Source organism: Pseudomonas sp. B21-010 (assembly GCF_024749325.1).
GTDB lineage: Bacteria > Pseudomonadota > Gammaproteobacteria > Pseudomonadales > Pseudomonadaceae > Aquipseudomonas > Aquipseudomonas kilonensis.
The window spans coordinates 791,015-809,879 of sequence record NZ_CP087198.1; the positions used below are offsets into that span (position 1 = coordinate 791,015).

Annotated in this window: 18 protein-coding genes; 10 read left to right on the forward strand and 8 right to left on the reverse strand. The window is 62.3% G+C overall.

The genetic code is table 11. The features are described from left to right. Positions 1–36: 36 nt before the first annotated feature. The 5 genes from accC to LOY50_RS03420 form a co-directional block, all read right to left on the reverse strand. Complete coding sequence (gene accC, locus LOY50_RS03400) at positions 37–1,392, reverse strand: acetyl-CoA carboxylase biotin carboxylase subunit (RefSeq protein WP_018605713.1); 1,356 nt, start codon at positions 1,390–1,392, stop codon at positions 37–39. 17 nt (positions 1,393–1,409) lie between these two features. Next, positions 1,410–1,874: an acetyl-CoA carboxylase biotin carboxyl carrier protein gene (gene accB, locus LOY50_RS03405; protein WP_018605714.1), complete on the reverse strand. Its 465-nt coding sequence runs from the start codon at positions 1,872–1,874 to the stop codon at positions 1,410–1,412. Positions 1,875–1,921: 47 nt separating this feature from the next. After that, positions 1,922–2,374 carry a type II 3-dehydroquinate dehydratase gene (gene aroQ / locus LOY50_RS03410; protein ID WP_018605716.1) on the reverse strand — a complete coding sequence of 151 codons (453 nt, stop codon included), beginning with the start codon at positions 2,372–2,374 and terminating at the stop codon, positions 1,922–1,924. A 535-nt stretch (positions 2,375–2,909) separates the two neighbouring features. Beyond that, positions 2,910–4,856: a methyl-accepting chemotaxis protein gene (locus tag LOY50_RS03415; protein WP_258690291.1), complete on the reverse strand. Its 1,947-nt coding sequence runs from the start codon at positions 4,854–4,856 to the stop codon at positions 2,910–2,912. Between the two features lie 52 nt (positions 4,857–4,908). Continuing rightward, positions 4,909–6,579, reverse strand: coding sequence for a diguanylate cyclase (locus LOY50_RS03420; protein ID WP_253471369.1), 1,671 nt, complete (start codon positions 6,577–6,579; stop codon positions 4,909–4,911). 284 nt (positions 6,580–6,863) lie between these two features. Here LOY50_RS03420 and LOY50_RS03425 point away from each other — a divergent pair, with 284 nt between their 5' ends. The 6 genes from LOY50_RS03425 (at position 6,864) to LOY50_RS03450 (ending at position 13,657) form a co-directional block, all read left to right on the forward strand. Continuing rightward, positions 6,864–7,931: a DUF2333 family protein gene (locus LOY50_RS03425; protein ID WP_003197431.1), complete on the forward strand. Its 1,068-nt coding sequence runs from the start codon at positions 6,864–6,866 to the stop codon at positions 7,929–7,931. A gap of 3 nt (positions 7,932–7,934) precedes the next feature. Further along, positions 7,935–8,492 (forward strand): NUDIX hydrolase, encoded by a 558-nt coding sequence (locus tag LOY50_RS03430; RefSeq protein WP_024617882.1) that lies wholly within the window; start codon positions 7,935–7,937, stop codon positions 8,490–8,492. 168 nt (positions 8,493–8,660) lie between these two features. Further along, on the forward strand, positions 8,661–9,032 hold the full coding sequence (locus tag LOY50_RS03435; protein WP_003197435.1) for a translation initiation factor Sui1: 372 nt from the start codon (positions 8,661–8,663) through the stop codon (positions 9,030–9,032). 211 nt (positions 9,033–9,243) lie between these two features. Then, positions 9,244–11,157 (forward strand): arginine decarboxylase, encoded by a 1,914-nt coding sequence (gene speA / locus LOY50_RS03440; protein WP_014336393.1) that lies wholly within the window; start codon positions 9,244–9,246, stop codon positions 11,155–11,157. 398 nt (positions 11,158–11,555) lie between these two features. Further along, positions 11,556–12,863, forward strand: coding sequence for a type VI secretion system Vgr family protein (locus tag LOY50_RS03445; protein ID WP_253471371.1), 1,308 nt, complete (start codon positions 11,556–11,558; stop codon positions 12,861–12,863). After that, positions 12,860–13,657, forward strand: a complete 798-nt coding sequence (locus LOY50_RS03450; protein ID WP_253471373.1) for a DUF4123 domain-containing protein — start codon at positions 12,860–12,862, stop codon at positions 13,655–13,657. Before LOY50_RS03445 ends, LOY50_RS03450 begins: the two co-directional genes overlap by 4 nt. A 3-nt stretch (positions 13,658–13,660) precedes the next feature. Here LOY50_RS03450 and LOY50_RS03455 read toward each other — a convergent pair whose 3' ends face one another. Further along, positions 13,661–15,010: an MATE family efflux transporter gene (locus LOY50_RS03455; RefSeq protein ID WP_258690292.1), complete on the reverse strand. Its 1,350-nt coding sequence runs from the start codon at positions 15,008–15,010 to the stop codon at positions 13,661–13,663. Positions 15,011–15,193: 183 nt separating this feature from the next. Continuing rightward, positions 15,194–15,487: a hypothetical protein gene (locus tag LOY50_RS03460; RefSeq protein WP_018607618.1), complete on the reverse strand. Its 294-nt coding sequence runs from the start codon at positions 15,485–15,487 to the stop codon at positions 15,194–15,196. Between the two features lie 164 nt (positions 15,488–15,651). Here LOY50_RS03460 and LOY50_RS03465 point away from each other — a divergent pair, with 164 nt between their 5' ends. Genes LOY50_RS03465 through LOY50_RS03480 form a run of 4 tightly spaced genes read left to right on the forward strand, consistent with a single transcriptional unit; the run spans position 15,652 to position 17,911 of the window. Then, positions 15,652–15,957: a MazG-like family protein gene (locus tag LOY50_RS03465; RefSeq protein WP_003186192.1), complete on the forward strand. Its 306-nt coding sequence runs from the start codon at positions 15,652–15,654 to the stop codon at positions 15,955–15,957. Further along, complete coding sequence (locus LOY50_RS03470; protein WP_253471379.1) at positions 15,954–16,703, forward strand: methyltransferase; 750 nt, start codon at positions 15,954–15,956, stop codon at positions 16,701–16,703. The genes LOY50_RS03465 and LOY50_RS03470 overlap by 4 nt, the downstream gene beginning before the upstream one ends. A 12-nt stretch (positions 16,704–16,715) precedes the next feature. After that, positions 16,716–17,333 (forward strand): DUF4136 domain-containing protein, encoded by a 618-nt coding sequence (locus tag LOY50_RS03475; protein ID WP_253471381.1) that lies wholly within the window; start codon positions 16,716–16,718, stop codon positions 17,331–17,333. Between the two features lie 20 nt (positions 17,334–17,353). Beyond that, positions 17,354–17,911 (forward strand): DUF4136 domain-containing protein, encoded by a 558-nt coding sequence (locus LOY50_RS03480; RefSeq protein WP_024617878.1) that lies wholly within the window; start codon positions 17,354–17,356, stop codon positions 17,909–17,911. 98 nt (positions 17,912–18,009) lie between these two features. Here the strand turns inward: LOY50_RS03480 and LOY50_RS03485 are convergent, their stop codons facing one another. Further along, positions 18,010–18,864, reverse strand: a complete 855-nt coding sequence (locus tag LOY50_RS03485; protein WP_258690293.1) for a MaoC family dehydratase — start codon at positions 18,862–18,864, stop codon at positions 18,010–18,012. Position 18,865: the final 1 nt, after the last annotated feature.

Genomic DNA, 18,865 nt, shown 5'->3' on the forward strand with positions numbered 1-18,865 from the left:
CCAATGGACCGGGGTCTTTTTACATCACTTGAAGCATCAGTGCTGGTTGCCCAGCTTGTGTTCCAGGTAATGGATGTTGACGCCGCCTTTGCAGAAGCCTTCGTCACGTACGAGGTCGCGGTGCAGCGGGATGTTGGTCTTGATCCCGTCTACCACGATTTCGTCCAGCGCATTGCGCATGCGCGCCATGGCTTCATCACGGGTCGCCCCGTAGGTGATCAGCTTGCCGATCAACGAATCGTAGTTCGGCGGAACGGCATAACCGCTGTACAGGTGCGAATCGACGCGAACGCCATTGCCGCCCGGGGCATGGAAATGCTTGACCGTGCCTGGGCTTGGCATGAAGGTTTTCGGGTCTTCGGCGTTGATCCGGCATTCCAGCGAGTGACCGCGGATGACCACGTCATCCTGGGTGAACGACAGCTTGTTGCCGGCGGCGATGCTGAGCATCTCCTTGACGATGTCGATACCGGTGACCATTTCCGAAACCGGGTGCTCCACCTGAACACGGGTGTTCATTTCGATGAAGTAGAAACGACCGTTCTCGTACAGGAACTCGAAGGTACCGGCGCCGCGATAGCCGATGTCGATGCAGGCCTTGACGCAACGCGCCAGGACTTCCTCGCGAGCCTGCTCGTCGATGCCCGGTGCCGGCGCTTCTTCGAGGACTTTCTGGTGACGACGTTGCAGCGAGCAATCGCGGTCGCCCAGATGGATCGCATGGCCCTGGCCGTCGGACAGCACCTGGACTTCGACGTGACGTGGGTTGGTCAGGAATTTTTCCAGGTAGACCATCGGGTTGCCAAACGCCGCGCCAGCTTCGGAGCGGGTCAGTTTCGCCGAGGAAATCAGGTCTTCTTCCTTGTGTACCACGCGCATGCCGCGACCACCGCCGCCGCCAGCGGCCTTGATGATCACCGGATAACCAACTTCGCGACCGATGCGCAAAGCGGTTTCTTCGTCTTCAGGCAGCGGGCCGTCGGAACCCGGAACGGTCGGCACACCGGCCGCGATCATGGCGTGCTTGGCCGAGACCTTGTCGCCCATCAGGCGGATGGTGTCGGCTTTCGGGCCAATGAAGGCAAAACCGGAATTTTCGACCTGTTCGGCGAAGTCGGCGTTTTCCGCCAGGAAGCCGTAGCCAGGGTGAATGGCGGTGGCGCCGGTCACTTCGGCAGCGGCGATGATCGCCGGGATGTGCAGGTAGGAGTGCGCAGCCGACGCCGGACCGATGCAGACGGATTCGTCCGCCAGGCCCAGGTGCATCAGTTCTTTGTCGGCCTTGGAGTAAACGGCGACGGTCTTGATGCCCATCTCTTTGCAGGCACGCAGAATCCGCAGGGCGATCTCACCGCGGTTAGCGATCAGAACTTTTTCCAACTTCGCAGTCATCAAAGGCTCTCCGCGGTTCAAACGATGGTGAACAGCGGTTGGTCGTACTCAACCGGCTGGCCGTCTTCGACGAGGATGGATTCGATCACACCGCTGGTTTCAGCTTCGATGTGGTTCATCATCTTCATGGCTTCGACGATGCACAGGGTGTCGCCTTTCTTCACGGTCTGGCCGACTTCAACGAAGGACGGCGAGGATGGCGAAGACTTGCGATAGAACGTGCCCACCATTGGCGAACGGGCGACAGTGCCGTTGAGCACTGGCGCAGCCGGTGCGGCTGGCGCTGCTGCGGCAACCGGCGCTGCTGCTGGAGCAGGCGCGGCGGCTGGAGCATGCATCGGTGCCGGTGCATAGAACTGCTGGGCCGGGGTCTTGCTGTGGCGGCTGATGCGTACGGACTCTTCGCCTTCCTTGATCTCAAGCTCGTCGATGCCGGACTCTTCCAGCAATTCGATCAATTTCTTAACTTTACGGATATCCATGAATCATCAACTCCCAAGGGTCGGTCAGGGGCGCTTAACGCTTGTTTTCAAGCTGTTGCCTGTTTTTCAAGCTGCTCTAGGGCGGCCTCCAAGGCCAGCCGGTAACCGCTGGCGCCAAGGCCGCAGATCACTCCCACTGCTACATCCGAGAAGTAGGAGTGATGGCGGAAAGGTTCGCGTTTGTGCACGTTGGACAAATGCACTTCGATGAATGGGATGCTCACCGCCAGCAGCGCGTCACGTAATGCGACGCTTGTGTGTGTAAAAGCTGCTGGATTGATCAAAATGAAGTCCACGCCTTCGCCACGCGCGGCATGGATACGGTCGATCAATTCATATTCGGCGTTGCTTTGCAGATAGAGCAAATGATGGCCGGCGTTGCGGGCCCGCTGCTCCAGGTCCTGGTTGATCTGCGCCAGTGTCACGGCGCCGTAGACGCCCGGTTCACGGGTGCCCAGCAGGTTCAGGTTGGGTCCGTGCAGGACCAATAGGGTCGCCATCTGCTGTTCCTTGTTATCTGTGAGCAGGTATCAGAACCTGGCGACTATGCCGCAAAGCCTTTGTGACTGTCCAGTTCTCTGCAATAGCCAGCACGATGACCGATGTTTGCGCGAAATTTGTGACCCGGGTCCCTGATCCAGTCATACGGTTGGAGCCGAACCCCTGTGGGAGCGAGCTTGCTCGCGAAGACGGCGGTACATTCAACATCGATGCAAGCTGACCCAGCGCTATCGCGAGCAAGCTCGCTCCCACAGGGATTTGTGGTGAGCACAAAATTTAAGCCTGCTGAAGATCCAGTGTGGGAGCGAGCTTGCTCGCGATGACGGCGGTACATTCAACATCGATGCAAGCTGACCCGGCGCTTTCGCGAGCAAGCTCGCTCCCACATGGATTTGTGGTGAACACACAATTTATGCCTACCGAATATCCAGTGTGGGAGCGAGCTTGCTCGCGATGACGGCGGTACATTCAACATCGATGCAAGCTGACCCGGCGCTTTCGCGAGCAAGCTCGCTCCCACACTGGATCTGAGGTCTAAACCCGAAACGCCTGTACTGCCGTATGCAACCGCCCGCCGAGGACCAACAGGTTGTCGCCTTGTTCGCGCCCCTGGCCGATGCGCAGCAGGTTGTCGCCGCCCAGTTGGTGAATCCGCTCGCTGTGATCGCGGATTTCGCTGACGGCGCCGCTTTGTTGGGCGGTGACGTCGGCAATGCGTACCGCCGTGTCGGCGATGGTCTGGATGGCGCCGACGATCTCATCCAGCGCGCCGTCGGCCGCTTGCGCCTGGTTGGCGGTGGCTTCGGCGTGTTCGACCTGGGCGCGCATGCCGTCCACCGATTGGCGTGCGGCCTGTTGCAGACGGGCGATCAGCGTCTGGATTTCGGCGGTGGCGCCGGCCGTGCGTTGGGCCAGGGAGCGGACTTCCTCGGCCACCACCGCGAATCCCCGGCCCATTTCCCCGGCGCGCGCGGCTTCGATGGCGGCGTTGAGGGCCAGCAGATTGGTCTGGTCGGCAATCGAGCGAATCACCGTCAGCACACCACCGATGGTGGCCGACTCCTCGGCCAGTTGCTCGATCATCTGCGCGTTGCCTTGTACTTCTCCCACCAGCGCATGCAGGCCTGTGAGGCTCAGGCCGATGACTTTCTGCCCTTGTTCCACCGCATGCCCGGCGCTGCGGCTGGCGTCTGCGGCCTGGCTGGCATCGCCGGCCACTTGCTGGATCGTCGCTTCCAGTTCGCTGAGGGAGTCGCGGATCAGCGCCGTATCGTCGGCCTGATCCTCCGCACCACTGTGCAGCTCGCCGCTCAGTTCGGCCAGGGTCCGGCTGCTACCCGCGACCTGTTCGGCGTTCACCCGAATGGTGCCCACCAGGTCCACCAGGTAAGCGCGCAGACGATTGAGCGAAGCCTCGATGTCTTGCAATTCGCGGTTACTGGCGCCTACGTGGATATCACGGCTGAAGTCGCCCTCGGCCCAAGTCGACAGGGCTGGCGCCAGGTGCGTCAAGGTGCGCGCCAGGCGCCGCTGCAAGGTGTCGATGAGCAGCGCGATCAGCAGGATCAGGCCAATCATCACCCCCTGGATCAAGCGAACCTCTCCCTGGATCTGCCCATGCTGGGCCCGTACCGCCGGCTCCATGGCATCGATTGCCTGTTGCACATCGGCGATTTTCAGGTGCGTGGCGCTGCTCCGTTCGGTGCGTTTCTGGATCAGTTCACGGGTGCGGGCCAATTCTGCCGGGTAACGACCGAGCAGGCTGTTGAGTTCGCGCTTGAGGGCGATGCCAGCGTCTTCGGCGGCGGTTTTTTCCTGGGTTTCCAAACCCATCAGCGCGGCGAAATCATCGCTGCCTGATTCGCTGCTGGCGGTGACGCCCAGCAGTGGCAGGCTGTCGAGGCGTTCGGCCTCGACACGGATGCTCGCCAGTTCCCGCTCGACGTCGGCGGCCAACTCGCTGCGGCCACTGCTGACCAGTTTGTCCCGCGTGAGGGATAAGCGGCCCAGGTGCTGCGACGCGGCAAACAGCGCGGGCAAGTAGGCCGGGGCGCCATTGGCGTATTGGGCCAGTTGGTCGAGGCTGGCGCTCAGTTCACGCTCGGCCTGCAGCAGCAAGGCCTGCGGATCGCCGGCCAGTTTACCGGCGGCCAGCAGATCGGTCTTGCTGAAGCCATCGAGGTTCGACAGGCTCGGGCGCAGGGGCTTGGCCAGTGTCGGGGGGAATTGATCGAGGTCTTTTTGCAGGGTCTCCAGGGCCTGGGTGGCAGCACTCAGGCGCAAGGCGTCGCCGCTGGCCAGGTAGTCCTCGATGTTGCGCGCCACTTCGCCCTGGAACTGCCGCGACAATCCCAGGTAGCGCTCCATCAGCAGATAGGGTCGCTCCAGGGCAATTTGCGACCACCACAGCGTGGCCCCAAGGCCCAGGCACACGGCAACTAAAAGAAGGGTGTTGAGATTGGTCAGCAGCTTCAGGCGCATCAAGGGTCTACCAGGGGCAGAATCGTAAGTGCCTGAAGTTATTGCGTTTGCGTTACAGGTTTATGACCGAATCGGTCGATTCCGATGAAAAGGTGGCACTTTGCTTTGATTGGCGGGCGCTCTGCACCCGGTTGCGCCCGGCATGCTTGGCGCGGTACAGCGCTTCGTCCGCCTGGCTGGCCATCATCAGGCTGTCGAAATCATGGCTCATTTCCACCACGCCGGCGCTGAAGGTGCACCACAAATCATGGGGCTGGGCCGGGTAGTGGATTTCGGCAAAGCGTTGGCGAATCTCATCCAGCACCTTGCAGGCGGCGTCGATGTCGGTGTCGGGCATGACGATGGCGAACTCTTCGCCACCGTAACGGCCGATGAAGTCGGTCTTGCGCAGGCGCTGCTTGAGAAACAGCGCCAGGCTCTTGATCACGCGGTCGCCCATGGGGTGGCCGTGGCTGTCATTGACCCGTTTGAAATGGTCGATGTCGAGCATGGCAAAGCTCAGGGGCTTGCCTTCGCGGCGAGCGCGGAAGCTGCAATCCTCGAGCAGTTGCAGGATATGGGTGTGGTTGTACAGGCCGGTGAGGCTGTCGCGCACCATCCGCGCCTTGAGGTTGCGCGCCCGGGCGGCACGGTTGCGCACCGTGGTGATCAGGTGCCGGGGCTTGATCGGTTTGGTCAGGAAGTCGTCGCCGCCTTCGCTCATGGCATCGAGTTGCTTGTCCAGGTCGTCTTCGGCGGACAGGTAGATGATCGGCACGCTGACGTAGCGGTCATTGTGGCGTATCACCTTGGCCAGTTCCGTGCCGGTGCAGGCCGGCATGTACATGTCGAGGATGATCAGGTCGGGCTGGAAGTCCGCCAGCTCGGCCATGGCCTGGATCGGCTCGATCAGCGTGCGGGTGATGATGCCGGCGCTGTTGAGCAGGCGTTCGGTATGCATGGCCTGGGCGCGGGAGTCATCGATGATCAGTACTTTGTACGGATCGTACTGGGCGACGCAGGTCAGCACTTCGATCTTTTCCAGCAGGCTCGAGGCTTCGAGGGTGCCGGTGAGAAATTCCTGCCCACCGGCGCGCACCGCGGCCAGGCGTGTCGGCGTGTCGGTTTCCAACAAACTGAAGAACAACAGCGGCAGCGGTTGCTCCAGGCCTTCCTGGGCTTCGGCGGCCAGTTTCAGGCCGGCGCCGGGGCCGCTGAAATCCACATCCATGACAATCGCCGCCGGCAGGCGCTCGACCATCGAGGCGCGGAACGCTGCGACGCTGTCCAGCGCCTGGGCGCTGAGGCCGAAGAACTCCAACTGCTTGGCCAGGCGCTCGGCGCGGTCATGGTCCTGCAGCAACACGTAGATGGGTTTGCGCAGCGGCGGCAGGAAGGTGTGTTCGAGTTGGTCGCCATGGCGCAGGCCGGTACGAGACAAGCGCTGCATCAAGCGGTTGATTTCGGTGATCAGGTGGCTGCTCAGGCGCCCACGATTGGCGTCCACCGCTTGCAGCGATTGGCTGATGCCTTGGGCCAACTGGGAGTGCTCGGGCTGTTCGAAGCGCTCGGCAAAGCGCAGCAGGCGCAGGTTGGCTTCGCTGAGCTCCGACAGGTCGGTGCTTGACCACTCACTGCGTTGCAGGCGCTGCCAAATCTCCAGGATCTGACGAGCCTGATGAATTACCCGCTGGGCAAAGTGGTGCTTGAGGCGCTCACGGCTGGGGTCTTCTGGCTCGGTCATATCCTGACTACTAGTTAGGGTGCATGCTGAGATCGACTGGTGGCTCTATGCTAGCACCTCTTTTCCTCTGGATGAGTGTCATACGTCAATATTCTGTCCAGTCGCGAAATTCAGTTTGTGACTGACCAGTCTCGTAGGCCGATGGCAGCGCTTCCTTTATAGTGCTGTTCGATTGCCCTGTCGCGCCCGGCATGATTGGCGCCGCATTATCGCGTTTCAAATCAGGCACGATGGCGTAGGGTTGTGGTCGAACCGAGAACTCAAGTGATTGAAGGGATATCACCATGCTGGACTGGAAAAACCGCGCGGGCAGCGCGCCTGAACGTGCCGCCGAGCCGAAATCGGACACCCGCAGCTACCTGGGTGGGCTTTTTTTCAGCCGCGCACTGGCGACGCTGATCGGCCTTTACCTGCTGGTGACCATTGCCGTCGGCTGGTATTGGAGCCAGGAGCCCGCGCTGTTCCCTGTGCAGCAGAACGCCCAGGCCGCGGCCGAGAAAGATGGCCGGCAGATGGTGGTGGGCTACACCACGGTCGAAACGCTCAAGACGGTGGCCGGGACCCTGCTGAGCAAGCCGGGTGGCTACATCTCCAACGACCGCTTCCCGCCTGGCCTGTGGATGGACAACATGCCGAGCTGGGAATACGGCGTGCTGGTGCAGGTCCGCGACCTGAGCCGTGCGCTGCGCAAGGACTTCGCCCGTTCCCAGTCGCAGTCCGCCGAGGACGCCGACCTGGCCAAGGCCGAGCCGCGCTTCAACTTCGACAACCGCAGTTGGGTGCTGCCCTCCAGCGAATCTGAGTACCAGGAAGGTATCAATTCCCTGAGCCGCTACCAGGCGCGCCTGTCCGACCCAAGCCAGAAGAGCGCACTGTTCTACGCCCGCGCCGACAACCTGAACAACTGGCTGGGGGATGTCGGCACTCGCCTGGGTTCGTTGTCCCAGCGCCTGTCGGCCAGCGTTGGCCGGGTCAAGCTCAACACCTCGCTGAAAACCGAAGTCCCGGCCCCGGGCCAGGTGCCGCAGGTGGACGAAGAGGTGGTCGAGACCCCGTGGCTGCAAATCGATAACGTGTTCTATGAGGCCCGTGGCCAGGCGTGGGCGTTGTCGCACCTGCTGCGCGCCATCGAAGTGGACTTCGCCGATGTCCTGGCGAAAAAGAACGCTACGGTCAGCGTGCGGCAGATCATTCGTGAACTGGAAGCGTCCCAGGAACCGGTCTGGAGCCCGATGATCCTCAACGGCAGCGGCTTCGGTGTATTGGCGAACCACTCGCTGGTCATGGCCAACTACATTTCTCGAGCCAACGCAGCGGTCATCGACTTGCGACAACTGCTGAACCAGGGTTGATTCATGAGCGAAAGCCCCCGGGAGGTCGCTCATCGAGTGGCCTCGGATGCCGAGCTGATTGCGTGGGTCGATGAGCACGACAACCTGCTCGGCAGCCTGGTGCGTTCAGAGCTGCGTGAGCGTGGCCTGATCGGACGCGGGACCTACATCATGCTGTTCAATTCGTCCGGTGAGCTGTGTGTTCATCGGCGCACCCTGAGCAAGGCCATCTACCCGGGTTTCTGGGACGTGGCGGCGGGCGGCATGGTGCAGGCCGATGAGACCTACGCCGAATCGGCAGCCCGTGAGTTGGCGGAAGAGCTGGGCGTGAGCGGCGTTGAACTGACCGCCCACGACCATTTTTATTTCGAAGACCCTGGCAGTCGCCTGTGGTGCTCGGCGTTCTCGGCGGTGTGGGACGGCCCGTTGGTCCTGCAGCCCGAAGAAGTCCTCGAAGCGCGTTTTCTGCCCCTCGAGCAGGTGCTCGATGAAATCCAGCGAAAGCCTTACTGCCCGGACTCCCTGGCGGCGCTTGAACGCTATTTGCGGGTCCATGGCGGCAGCGTCGCAAAGAAGCTATAAATTGGCGCTGATTGGCCCTTAGCAAGTCGGCTTTTTGCCGTTACACTGCGCGACTTTTCAAGCTGTACCGTGTCTGCGGTCCAGTAGCGCTGCCCCTGCCTGAGTGGGGTTTCGCGGTCGAGGCATGTTCCCCCTCGACCAGTCTTTGTCCTCCCAAGAGGATTGCCGGTGGCCAAAAAAGCCGCATCCTTCGCCGCCCTGGGCGGCTTGGTATTTTCTACCGACGCCGGTCGTCATTGTCCTGATTGCCGTCAGCCGGTGGATGCCTGCATCTGCAAACAGACCGCCATCCCTGCCGGTGACGGCATTGCGCGCGTGCGCCGTGAAAGCAAAGGTCGCGGCGGCAAGACGGTGACCACGATCACTGGCGTGCCGTTGGCCGAAGACGCGCTCAAGGAACTGGCTACCACGTTGAAGAAACGCTGTGGCACCGGTGGCGCGTTGAAAGACGGCATCATCGAGATCCAGGGCGATCACGTCGAGCTGCTGCTGGCGGAACTGGTCAAGCACGGTTTCAAGGCAAAGAAATCCGGCGGCTAGCAGCCTCTGTGAAAACCACCCTCGGCTTGACCCGCACCCCACGTTCGAGGTCGCCCGCATGGTTTTCACAGAGCCTGTTCTGAACGGGTTTCTAAACTCATCGCTGGGAGCAGGGTCTACCTTGCTAACAGGCAATTCGTCATTTTCACTCTCTAGACTGCCCCAGCCTCCGACCGGATGGTGCATTTTGACTTCTTTATAGGGGACTTCGATGTCCGTACGACGCACACGCAAAGACGATGGCAGCCAATGGACAGTTGCGGACAGCCGCAGTGTTTACGGGATTCGCCATTGGGGGGCCGGGTATTTCGCGATCAATGAAGCCGGTCGCGTCGAAGTCCGTCCGAACGGTCCCGACAGCTCGCCCATCGACCTGTTCGAGCAAGTCGACCAGTTGCGCCAGAGCGGCCTGTCGCTGCCCTTGCTGGTGCGCTTCCCCGATATCCTGCAAGACCGTGTGCGCCAGCTCACCGGCGCCTTCGACAGCAACATCGCGCGCCTGGAATACCAGAGCAAGTACACCGCGCTCTATCCGATCAAGGTCAACCAGCAGGAAGCGGTGATCGAGAACATCATCGCCACCCAGAACGTCTCCATCGGCCTGGAAGCCGGTTCCAAGCCAGAGCTGCTGGCAGTCCTGGCCCTGGCGCCGAAGGGCGGGACCATCGTCTGCAACGGCTATAAGGACCGCGAATTCATCCGCCTGGCGCTGATGGGCCAGAAGCTCGGTCACAACGTCTTCATCGTCATCGAGAAAGAGTCCGAAGTCGGCCTGGTGATCGAAGAGGCCGCAACGCTCAAGGTCAAGCCGCAGGTCGGCTTGCGCGTGCGCCTGTCATCCCTGGCGTCGAGCAAGTGGGCCGATACCGGTGGCGAGAAGTCCAAGTTCGGCTTGTCGGCCGCGCAACTGCTGTCGGTGGTCGAGCGTTTCCGCGCTGCCGGCCTGGACCAGGGCATTCGCCTGCTGCACTTCCACATGGGTTCGCAGATCGCCAACCTGGCGGACTACCAGCACGGCTTCAAGGAAGCGATCCGTTACTACGGCGAGCTGCGCAACCTCGGCCTGCCGGTGGATCACATCGACGTCGGCGGTGGCCTGGGCGTGGACTACGACGGCACGCACTCGCGCAATGCCAGTTCGATCAACTACGACATGGACGATTACGCCGGTGTCGTGGTCGGCATGCTCAAGGAGTTCTGCGATGCCCAGAGCCTGCCGCATCCGAACATCTTCTCCGAAAGCGGCCGCTCGCTGACCGCTCACCACGCCATGCTGGTGGTGCAGGTGACCGACGTCGAGAAACACAACGACGACGTGCCGGTGATCGACAACAAGCAGGAACTGCCGGAAACCGTGCAATGGCTGGTTGACCTGTTGGGCCCGACCGATATCGAGATGGTCACCGAGACTTACTGGCGCGCCACCCACTACATGAGCGATGTGGCGACCCAATATGCCGACGGCAAGCTGACCCTGGCCGAAAAAGCCTTGGCCGAGCAGTGCTACTTCGCGGTGTGCCGTCGCCTGCACAACTCGTTGAAGGCGCGCCAGCGCTCGCACCGCCAGGTGCTGGATGAGCTCAACGACAAGTTGGCCGACAAATACATCTGCAACTTCTCGGTGTTCCAGAGCCTGCCGGATACCTGGGCCATCGGCCAGGTGTTGCCGATCCTGCCGCTGCATCGCCTGGACGAAGAGCCGCTGCGCCGCGCCGTGCTGCAAGACCTGACCTGCGACTCCGACGGCAAGATCAAGCAGTACGTCGACGAGCAGAGCATCGAGACCAGCCTGCCGGTTCACGCTCTCAAGCCGGATGAAGACTATCTGCTGGGCATCTTCCTGGTGGGCGCCTACCAGGAAATCCTCGGTGACATGCACAACCTGTTTGGTGACACCGACTCGGTGAACATCTACCAGAACGCCGATGGCAGCGTGTACCACGCCGGTATCGAAACCCACGACACCATCGAGGACATGTTGCGCTACGTGCACTTGTCGCCGGAGGAGTTGATGACTCACTACCGCGACAAGTGCGCCAGCGCCCGTATCAGCGCCGCCGAACGTACCCAGTTCCTCGATGCCTTGCGCCTGGGGCTGACGCGTTCGTCCTATCTGTCTTCTTGATAGAGCCCCTTTGGCGGGAGATGCTCCCTTAAGGTTGGCGTGATTCATTGTGGCGAGGGAGCTTGCTCCCGCTTGAGTGCGAAGCACTCATCAAAAGGGGGCTGCTGCGCAGCCCAGCGGGGATAAATCCCCTCGCCACAGGGTTACATCAGCTCTACCTCTTGGCTGATCGGTACCGCCCTCCGGGGCTGTCAGAAAATGCACCGCGCGCCGCGGGTTTTTTCGGACAGTCCCGGAGGGCGTTTTTGTTTGTGCCGTTGTTATTTCTGCACGTCGGTGCATTTAACCGGCGATGTCCTTATTTCGTGTAGTCCCTTTCCTAACTTGTACTTGGCCCCTCTACTCGGCCATGGCTCTCGGCGAGAATCCCCGACCGCCCCTCCTGTAGAGAAACGCCGATGTCCGATCCAGCCAGCGCGCCAGCCTTTCGTCTGGAGATAGCCGGTCTGCCCGAGCCTGTTGACGTCGTGACCTTCACGGGTAGCGAAGCGATCAGCGAACCTTTCGTCTATGAAGCGCAGCTGTCGTTGCGCGACGCGAACCTGGACCTGGCGGGCCTGTTGTACCGCAGCGTCTGGTTGAGTTTCGGGGCCCCGGGCCGGGGCATTCATGGTCAGCTTCATGAATTGGTCCAACACCGTCATGGCGCTGGCTGCCGGGTGCGTATCGGGCCGAAGCTGGCCTGCCTGGCGCAGCGTTTCAGCCAGCGAGTCTTCAGCGCCCGCTCGGTGCCGCAGATCATTCGCCAGGTGCTCAAGGCCCATGGCATCAGTGGCCGCAGCCTGTGCCTGGATTTGGGTGGCGATTATCCACTGCAGGATTTCTGTACCCAGTATCGAGAGTCGGACCTGCAGTTCCTGCAGCGTGTATGCGCCCAGGCGGGTATCCACTTTCATTTCGAACACACCCGGGACGGGCATTGCCTGGTGTTCGCTGATAATCCGCACAGTTTTCCCCCTGCCGGTAAGGCGGTCTACGCGGACGACGAGCCGATTGCCGCGGTGCGGTTCTTCAGTGTGCGAACCGATGTGTCGGGGGAGCAGGTCGCCCAGGGCCGCAGCGACTTGATGAACCTGCACGGTGGTCAGGTGTTGATGCTGACGGCCCATCCGTTTGCCGACTGGAACCGGCGCTGGCTGCTGACGAAGGTCGAGCACCGCGCAGAGGCGGGGGTGTACGGCAATCATTTCAAGGCCATTCCCCGGGGCGTGCTGTTCGTGCCGGACGAGGTCCCGGTAAAACCGCGCATGGTGAGCCGGCAACGTGGCTGGGTCGTGGCGGTGGACGAGCCGTCGGAGCTGGGAGTGGGGCGCGTGGCGGTGCAGTTTGACTGGCTCTACCAGGGCGAAGGTTCCAGCCCCAGTCATTGCTGGCTGCCTTTGGCACCCGAACTGGCCCCGGGCGTGGCGGGTGCCTTGAGTGACGGTACCGAGGTGCTGGTGAGCTTTATCGAAGGCGATCCGGATCAGCCGATGATCAGTGCATTTCTGGATGCGCCTGCCTCGGTAGAGGTTGTGGATGGGTCATCCACAGGCGAAACGCGTGGGCCGTCGGTTGCCGATCCGCTCCTGTTGTCTGCAATCCGGGATGCCGAGCCGCTGGTCTTGTTGTGCTTGCTGCCCGAAGGCGGGCCTTTCAGCCCCTGCGCCCAGCCACTGTGCACCTGCCGTATGCTCATGCGGCGCGGCGCGGGTGTTGCTCGATGAATGCCGCGGCCTTGTCTGGATCAACGCCGCAATGGCTGTTGCTCGACGTACCGAGTGCGCCTGGCGCTGCGCGGCTTGTGCACGCGCAGTTCGCCAAGGCCCGGTGCTTTGCCTTGTTTGAAAACACCGAGCTGCATGGGCTGCGAGAGCACGGTCCGCTGCTGGTGGATCTGCGCCACTCGCCTGCGTTGGTCAGCCTCTGTCACCTGGACCCACGTTCCTGGCCGGGGCTGTTGTTGGTCAGTCCATCGCCCGCTGCGCAATTGCTGGCGCATCTGCGGCGCATGCTGACGGTGACCCTGGGTCTGCATCACAAAGCCTTGTTGAGCTATTACAACCCGCACATCGCCAGCTATTTCTTCGACGGTTGCGACCCTCAAGAACTCAGTTGCTGGCTGGGCCCGATCAGTTTGTTGCGCTGGTTTGGTGGCACCTGGGCCGACCGGGCGATCGGCAGCCAGGGTTGGCAACAACTGTCCAACCCGGGGCTGCCGGTGGCGGCGCTGGAGAAAGAGCACGGCCTCAGCGACCGTCAGCAGGACCAGTTGCAACGATGCCTGCTGGAGCGTCACGCCTGGCAATGGTGCCGCTCCACCGGATGTAATTACCAGCGGCTCTGGGGGGATTTGCAGCAGGGCCTGGCGCTGGGGTTTACCGAGCGCGCGGTGCTCGATGACTGGCTGTGGCTGCGCCTGCAACACCCCGATGCCCGGCCAGTGCCTGGCCTGGTGGGTGGTTCGCAGCGCGAGCGGCTCGAGCATCTGCGCCGGCGCTGGCAGGGCAGCCAGGATTGAAGGTTAGTGGGCTGATGCACCGAGCCAGCGGTCGTGCCGCTGCAAGTGCCAGGCAAAAGCGCCGAGGGTCAGGCTGCGCAGGGCCATGAACAGCAGGAAGGTGATCCATAGCCCATGGTTGGCCAACCCTTGCAGCGCCCAGGCGATTGGCAGCACCAGCAGCAGGGTCAGCAGCATGCCGTTGCGCATTTCCCGGGCACGGGTGGCGCCGATGAACAGCCCGTCGAGCAAATAACTCCAGACCGCAATCAGTGGCAAGGCGGCCAGGTAAGGCAGGTAGTGATAAGCGGTGGCGCGCACGTCGGGAATGTCGGTCTGCATGTCGATGAACAGGTGGCCGGCGAGCAGGAACAGCAGTGCAAAACCCAGGCTTGCAATCAACGACCAACCGCACGCCACCACCAGCGAGCGACGCAGCGCCAGGCGGTCGCGGGCGCCAATGGCATGGCCGCACAGCGCTTCGACGGCATGGGCCAGGCCGTCCAGGGCATGGGCTGTCAGCAACAGGCCGTTGAGGAGCAGGGCGTTGGCCGCCACGGTCGCATCCCCCAGGCGTGCGCCTTGCACGGTGATCAGGAAAAACACCGCTTGCAGCGCCAGGCTGCGGATGAAAATGTCCCGGTTCACCGCCAGCAGCGAGTGCCAACTGTGCCACAGCCCCAGGGCAGCCCAGGCGATCTGCCCGGGCCAGGCGCGCAGTGTGTTGCGGGCCAGGGCCAGGCCGACCAGCGCGCCGGTCCATTCGGCAATGACCGACGCCCGGGCCGATCCGGTCACGCCCCAGTCCAGGCCGATCACGAACCACAGGTTCAGGGCGATGTTGACCAGGTTGGTCACCAGCAGGATCGCCAGCGGGGCCCGGGCATTCTGGGCACCGAGGAACCAGCCTACCAACGCATAGCTGGCCAGCGCCGCCGGCAAGCCGAAGAGCCGGGTGTGGAAGAAGTCTCGGGTCAACTGGTTGAGCTCGGCGGACGGCTGCATGAAGTGCAACGCCACGTCGCTCAATGGCACGCCGACGGCACCGAGCAGTACCGCCAACCCCATCGCCAACAACAGCCCTTGCAGCAACACTTGTCGCAACGCCGCCCCATCGCCACGCCCGGCAGCCTGGGCGGCGAACCCGGTGGTGCCCATGCGCAGGAAACCCATGGCCCACGCCAGCACCGTATACAAACTCGCTCCGACCGCCACGGCGCCCAGTTGATGAGCATGGGGCAAATGGCCGATGACGGTGCTGTCCACCAAGGCCACCAGCGGTACGGAAATGTTCGAGAGAATCATTGGCGCAGCCAGCGCCCAGACCCGGCGATGGGTAAGGCGGTCGCGCCAGTCGGTGGTCAGGTTGGACATGCGGGCTCCTTGATGGAGCGCGATTGTAGCGGGTTCTCGCCTGATCGTTCCCACGCCGGAGCGTGGGAAACGAGCAAAATCTGTGGGAGCAAGGCTTGCCCGCGATGAAGATGACGCGGTCTTTCAGGGAACCGAGGCGCCTGTATCGCGAGCAAGCTTTGCTCCCACCCAGTGCTCTGAGCCCTAGTGAATGATCCAACTCAACAACCACAACCCCAGCACCAGCCAGATGATGCCCATGACGATCGAGGCCCGCATGAACGCGCGGATCGCCGAGTACAGCAGCATCAGCCCGAGGATCAGCGCGATGATGCTGATGATCGAGGTGTCCATGCCCAGGGTGCGTGACAGCCCATCGACAAAATTGCCGCCGGCATTGGCCAGGGTGTTGAAGAGACCGCTGAGCAGGTCGACGATGAAACGGATCACCGAACCGAGCGCCTGGCCGAGCCATTCGAAAAAGCTTTCTGCCTGCATATGTGCATCCTGATGGGAGGGGATCTGAGCTGAGCCGTTGGCTCCTGATTGTAGGAGCTGTGGCGGCCGAGTTGGTTCGATTATGGGGCAAACCGTCGCTTCGTACCGAGACTCTTGCCTTCCCTGGTCATCCCCCTGAAGCTATGCGCATTCAGGAGAACCCGATGAACCTTGTTGAACTGACCGAACGCCTGCATGCCATTCGTGACCGTAACGACTGGCGGCAATTCCACAGCCCGAAAAACCTCGCCATGGCCGCCAGTGTGGAAATGGCCGAACTGGTGGAGATTTTCCAATGGCTGACCGAGGACCAGTCGCGCCAGTTGCCGGCGGACAAACTGGCCCACGCCGGGCAGGAGGTCGGTGACATCGTGTTGTACCTGTTGCTGCTTTGCAGCGAACTGGGCCTGGACATGGACGCTGTGGTGCGCAGCAAGCTGGCCGACAGCGAACGGCGGTTCGGCCAATGAGCGACCGTCATTTCGATCAGCTCGCCACGCGTTTTGCCGAAAAAATCTACGGTGGGGCCAAGGGTGCGATCCGCCTGGCGGTGCTTCAGGCCGATCTGCTGGAGACCTTGCCACAGCGTCCGTTGCGTGTGCTGGACATCGGCGCCGGCCTGGGCCACATGTCGTTGTGGCTGGCCGAGCGGGGCCATCAGGTGACCCTGGCCGAGCCGGCCGAGCCCATGCTCGAAGGCGCCCGCCAGCGTTTTGCCGAGGCGGGCCAGAGCGCCACGTTCATCCAGGCACCTTGGCAGGACCTGCTCGGCCAGCTCACCGAGCCGTACGACCTGGTGTTGTGTCACGCGGTGCTGGAATGGCTGGCCGAACCTCACGCGATCCTGCCGGTGCTGCATCAACTCACGGTCCCGGGCGGTTGGTTGTCCCTGGCGTTCTACAACCGCGACGCGCTGGTTTATCGCAACCTGCTCAAGGGGCATTTTCGCAAGTTGCGCAAAAATGACATGGCCGGCGAAAAACAGAGCCTGACGCCGCAACAACCCCTTGATCCGCGAGAATTGGCGGCGCAACTTGAAGACCTGTGGCAGGTCGAAAACCAGAGTGGCGTGCGGGTTTTCCATGACTACATGCCGGTGGAGTTCCAGGGCCGCGTGGAGCTTGCGCAGCTGCTGGAAATGGAACTGGCCCACCGTCGCCATCCGGCGTTTGCCGGGTTGGGACGTTATCTGCACTGGATCTGCCGTCCAGTGTGACCGGAGAGCGAAATGAAAGGTCGTTCAGGGTTGTTGATGCTGTGCCTGGGACTGGCGGCCTGCCAGGGCAGCAACCCCTATGTCGCCACGTCCAATCCGCTGCCGCCGGCGCCGCCCGAGGCCGCCACGGTGTTCGACCGCAGCGCTTACCCTGCGCCGCCCCGTGACTATGGGCGCTATCGCAGTTGGACCTGGCGCGACGGGCGCCTGCCGTCGGGTACCGCCTGGGCGGATTCGGCCCAGGTGGCCGAAGCGGTGAGCAATGCCCTGGACCAGCGTGGCCTGCGCCCGCTGCATGACAACCGGCCCGCCGACCTGTTCGTCAGCGCCGACCTGCGTCTGGAAACCCGCGTGCGCCAGGTCCGGGACGACTATGATGCCGGTTACTACGGCGGCTATAACCGTTATGACCGCTATGGTCCGGGTTATGGCATGTACCATCCGGTGCCGATGGTGCGCACGTACCAGGAGCAGGTCGTGGTGGTGCGGGTGGATCTGTTCGATGCCCGCACGGGGCAACCGGTGTGGAGCGCCAGCGCCGAGACCGGCCAGCGGGGCAGCCAGAGCGAACGCACCGATGCCATTCGTGCGGCGGTGGAAAAAGCCATGTCGGCGTATCCTCCAAGTTGATTACGCAACGGAGAAAAACCATGTTTCGCCGTCTTGCTCTACTGGCCTTCACCCTGTTGCTGGGCGCTTGTGCCTCTAACCAGGTCAACCATGACTTCGACACCAGCCGCGATTTCGCGGCGTATCGCAGTTGGAGCTGGAAAGACCCGGCGCTGCAATATCGCCCCGATGACCCTCGCATCAAGAGCGACCTGACCGAACAGCGGATCCGCCAGGCGGTGGCCGATCAACTCGACCAGCGCGGCCTGCGTCCGGCGGCGAGTGGGCACGGCGATGTGCTGGTGCAGGCCTATCTGATCGTCGAGGACCGCCAGCAGCAGGTCACCACCAACTACGGCGGCGGTGGTTGGGGCGGCCCTTGGAATGGCTATTGGGGCGGGCCGATGTACAACGAAACCCGCAACATCAGCTACAAGGTCGCCACCGTGCAAATCGACCTGCTCGATGGCAAGGACGGCAAGCTGGTGTGGCGTGGCAGTGACGAACAACTGCTCAGCAACTCGCCCAACCCGACTGACCGCAACACGGCCGTGCGCGAGACGGTGGGGCGGATCCTGTCCAACTACCCGCCGCGCTGACCGCAGCGCATTCAAGATGGATGCGAGCTGACCCACCGCCATCGCGAGCAAGCTCGCTCCCACAGGGGATGGGTGTGGAGACCATCCCATCATTCTGCTCAGGCCACCGGCCGCCACTCTCCTACCATATGCTCCAAACCCCCAGCCCCCATCAGTTGCAGTTGCCCGCTGGACCCCGCCGCACTCGCCAGCAGTGTCACCTCACTGGGCAGGCGCGCCGGTTTCTTGAAGGTCACATCGATCTCGATGTTGGCCTCGGGCAGGTGGTCATCCAGCGCCGCCAGGGTCCGGGCCTTGTTCCACAGGCCATGGGCGATAGCGGTGGGGAAGCCGAACAACCGGGCACTGATACCACTCAGGTGAATCGGGTTGTAGTCGCCGGACACTTTGGCGTATTGCCGACCGATGTCCGCCGGTGCGGTCCAGTGCGCGACTTCAATCAAGGGCAGGCTGGCCTGCGGTGAATCCTCCACAAGTGCCCCGTCGAGCTGGACACCTTTGCACAGCATCTGGCTTTGGGCCTCCCATAGCGGCCCCAATTGATCATCGAGGCGAGTCACCAGGTCGAATACCGCACCTTTAGGGTGTGCTTGCAGATTTTCGACATGGACGCTGGCCCGCACCTGGCCGACCCCGCCCATAGGCCGCAATACGCGGATGCGATTGCTCAAGTGGATCAGCCCCAACAGCGGAAATGGAAAATTCTGCGCGGTGAGCAATTGCATTTGCAGGGCAAACGCCAAGACGTGGGGATAGGTCGGCGGCAGCAGTCCGTTATCGATGAAACCGCAGACTTTGCGATAGGCCGCCAGGCGTTGCGGGTCGATCTGAAGCACTTGACGCAGGCCTTCCTCGGGCAAGGTCGTTCCGGTGACCTTGCGCCGTGTTGCCGCTTTCCAGTAAAGCCCGGACATGGAGGGCTGGCTGCTGACTTCATGCCATTGGATCGTCATG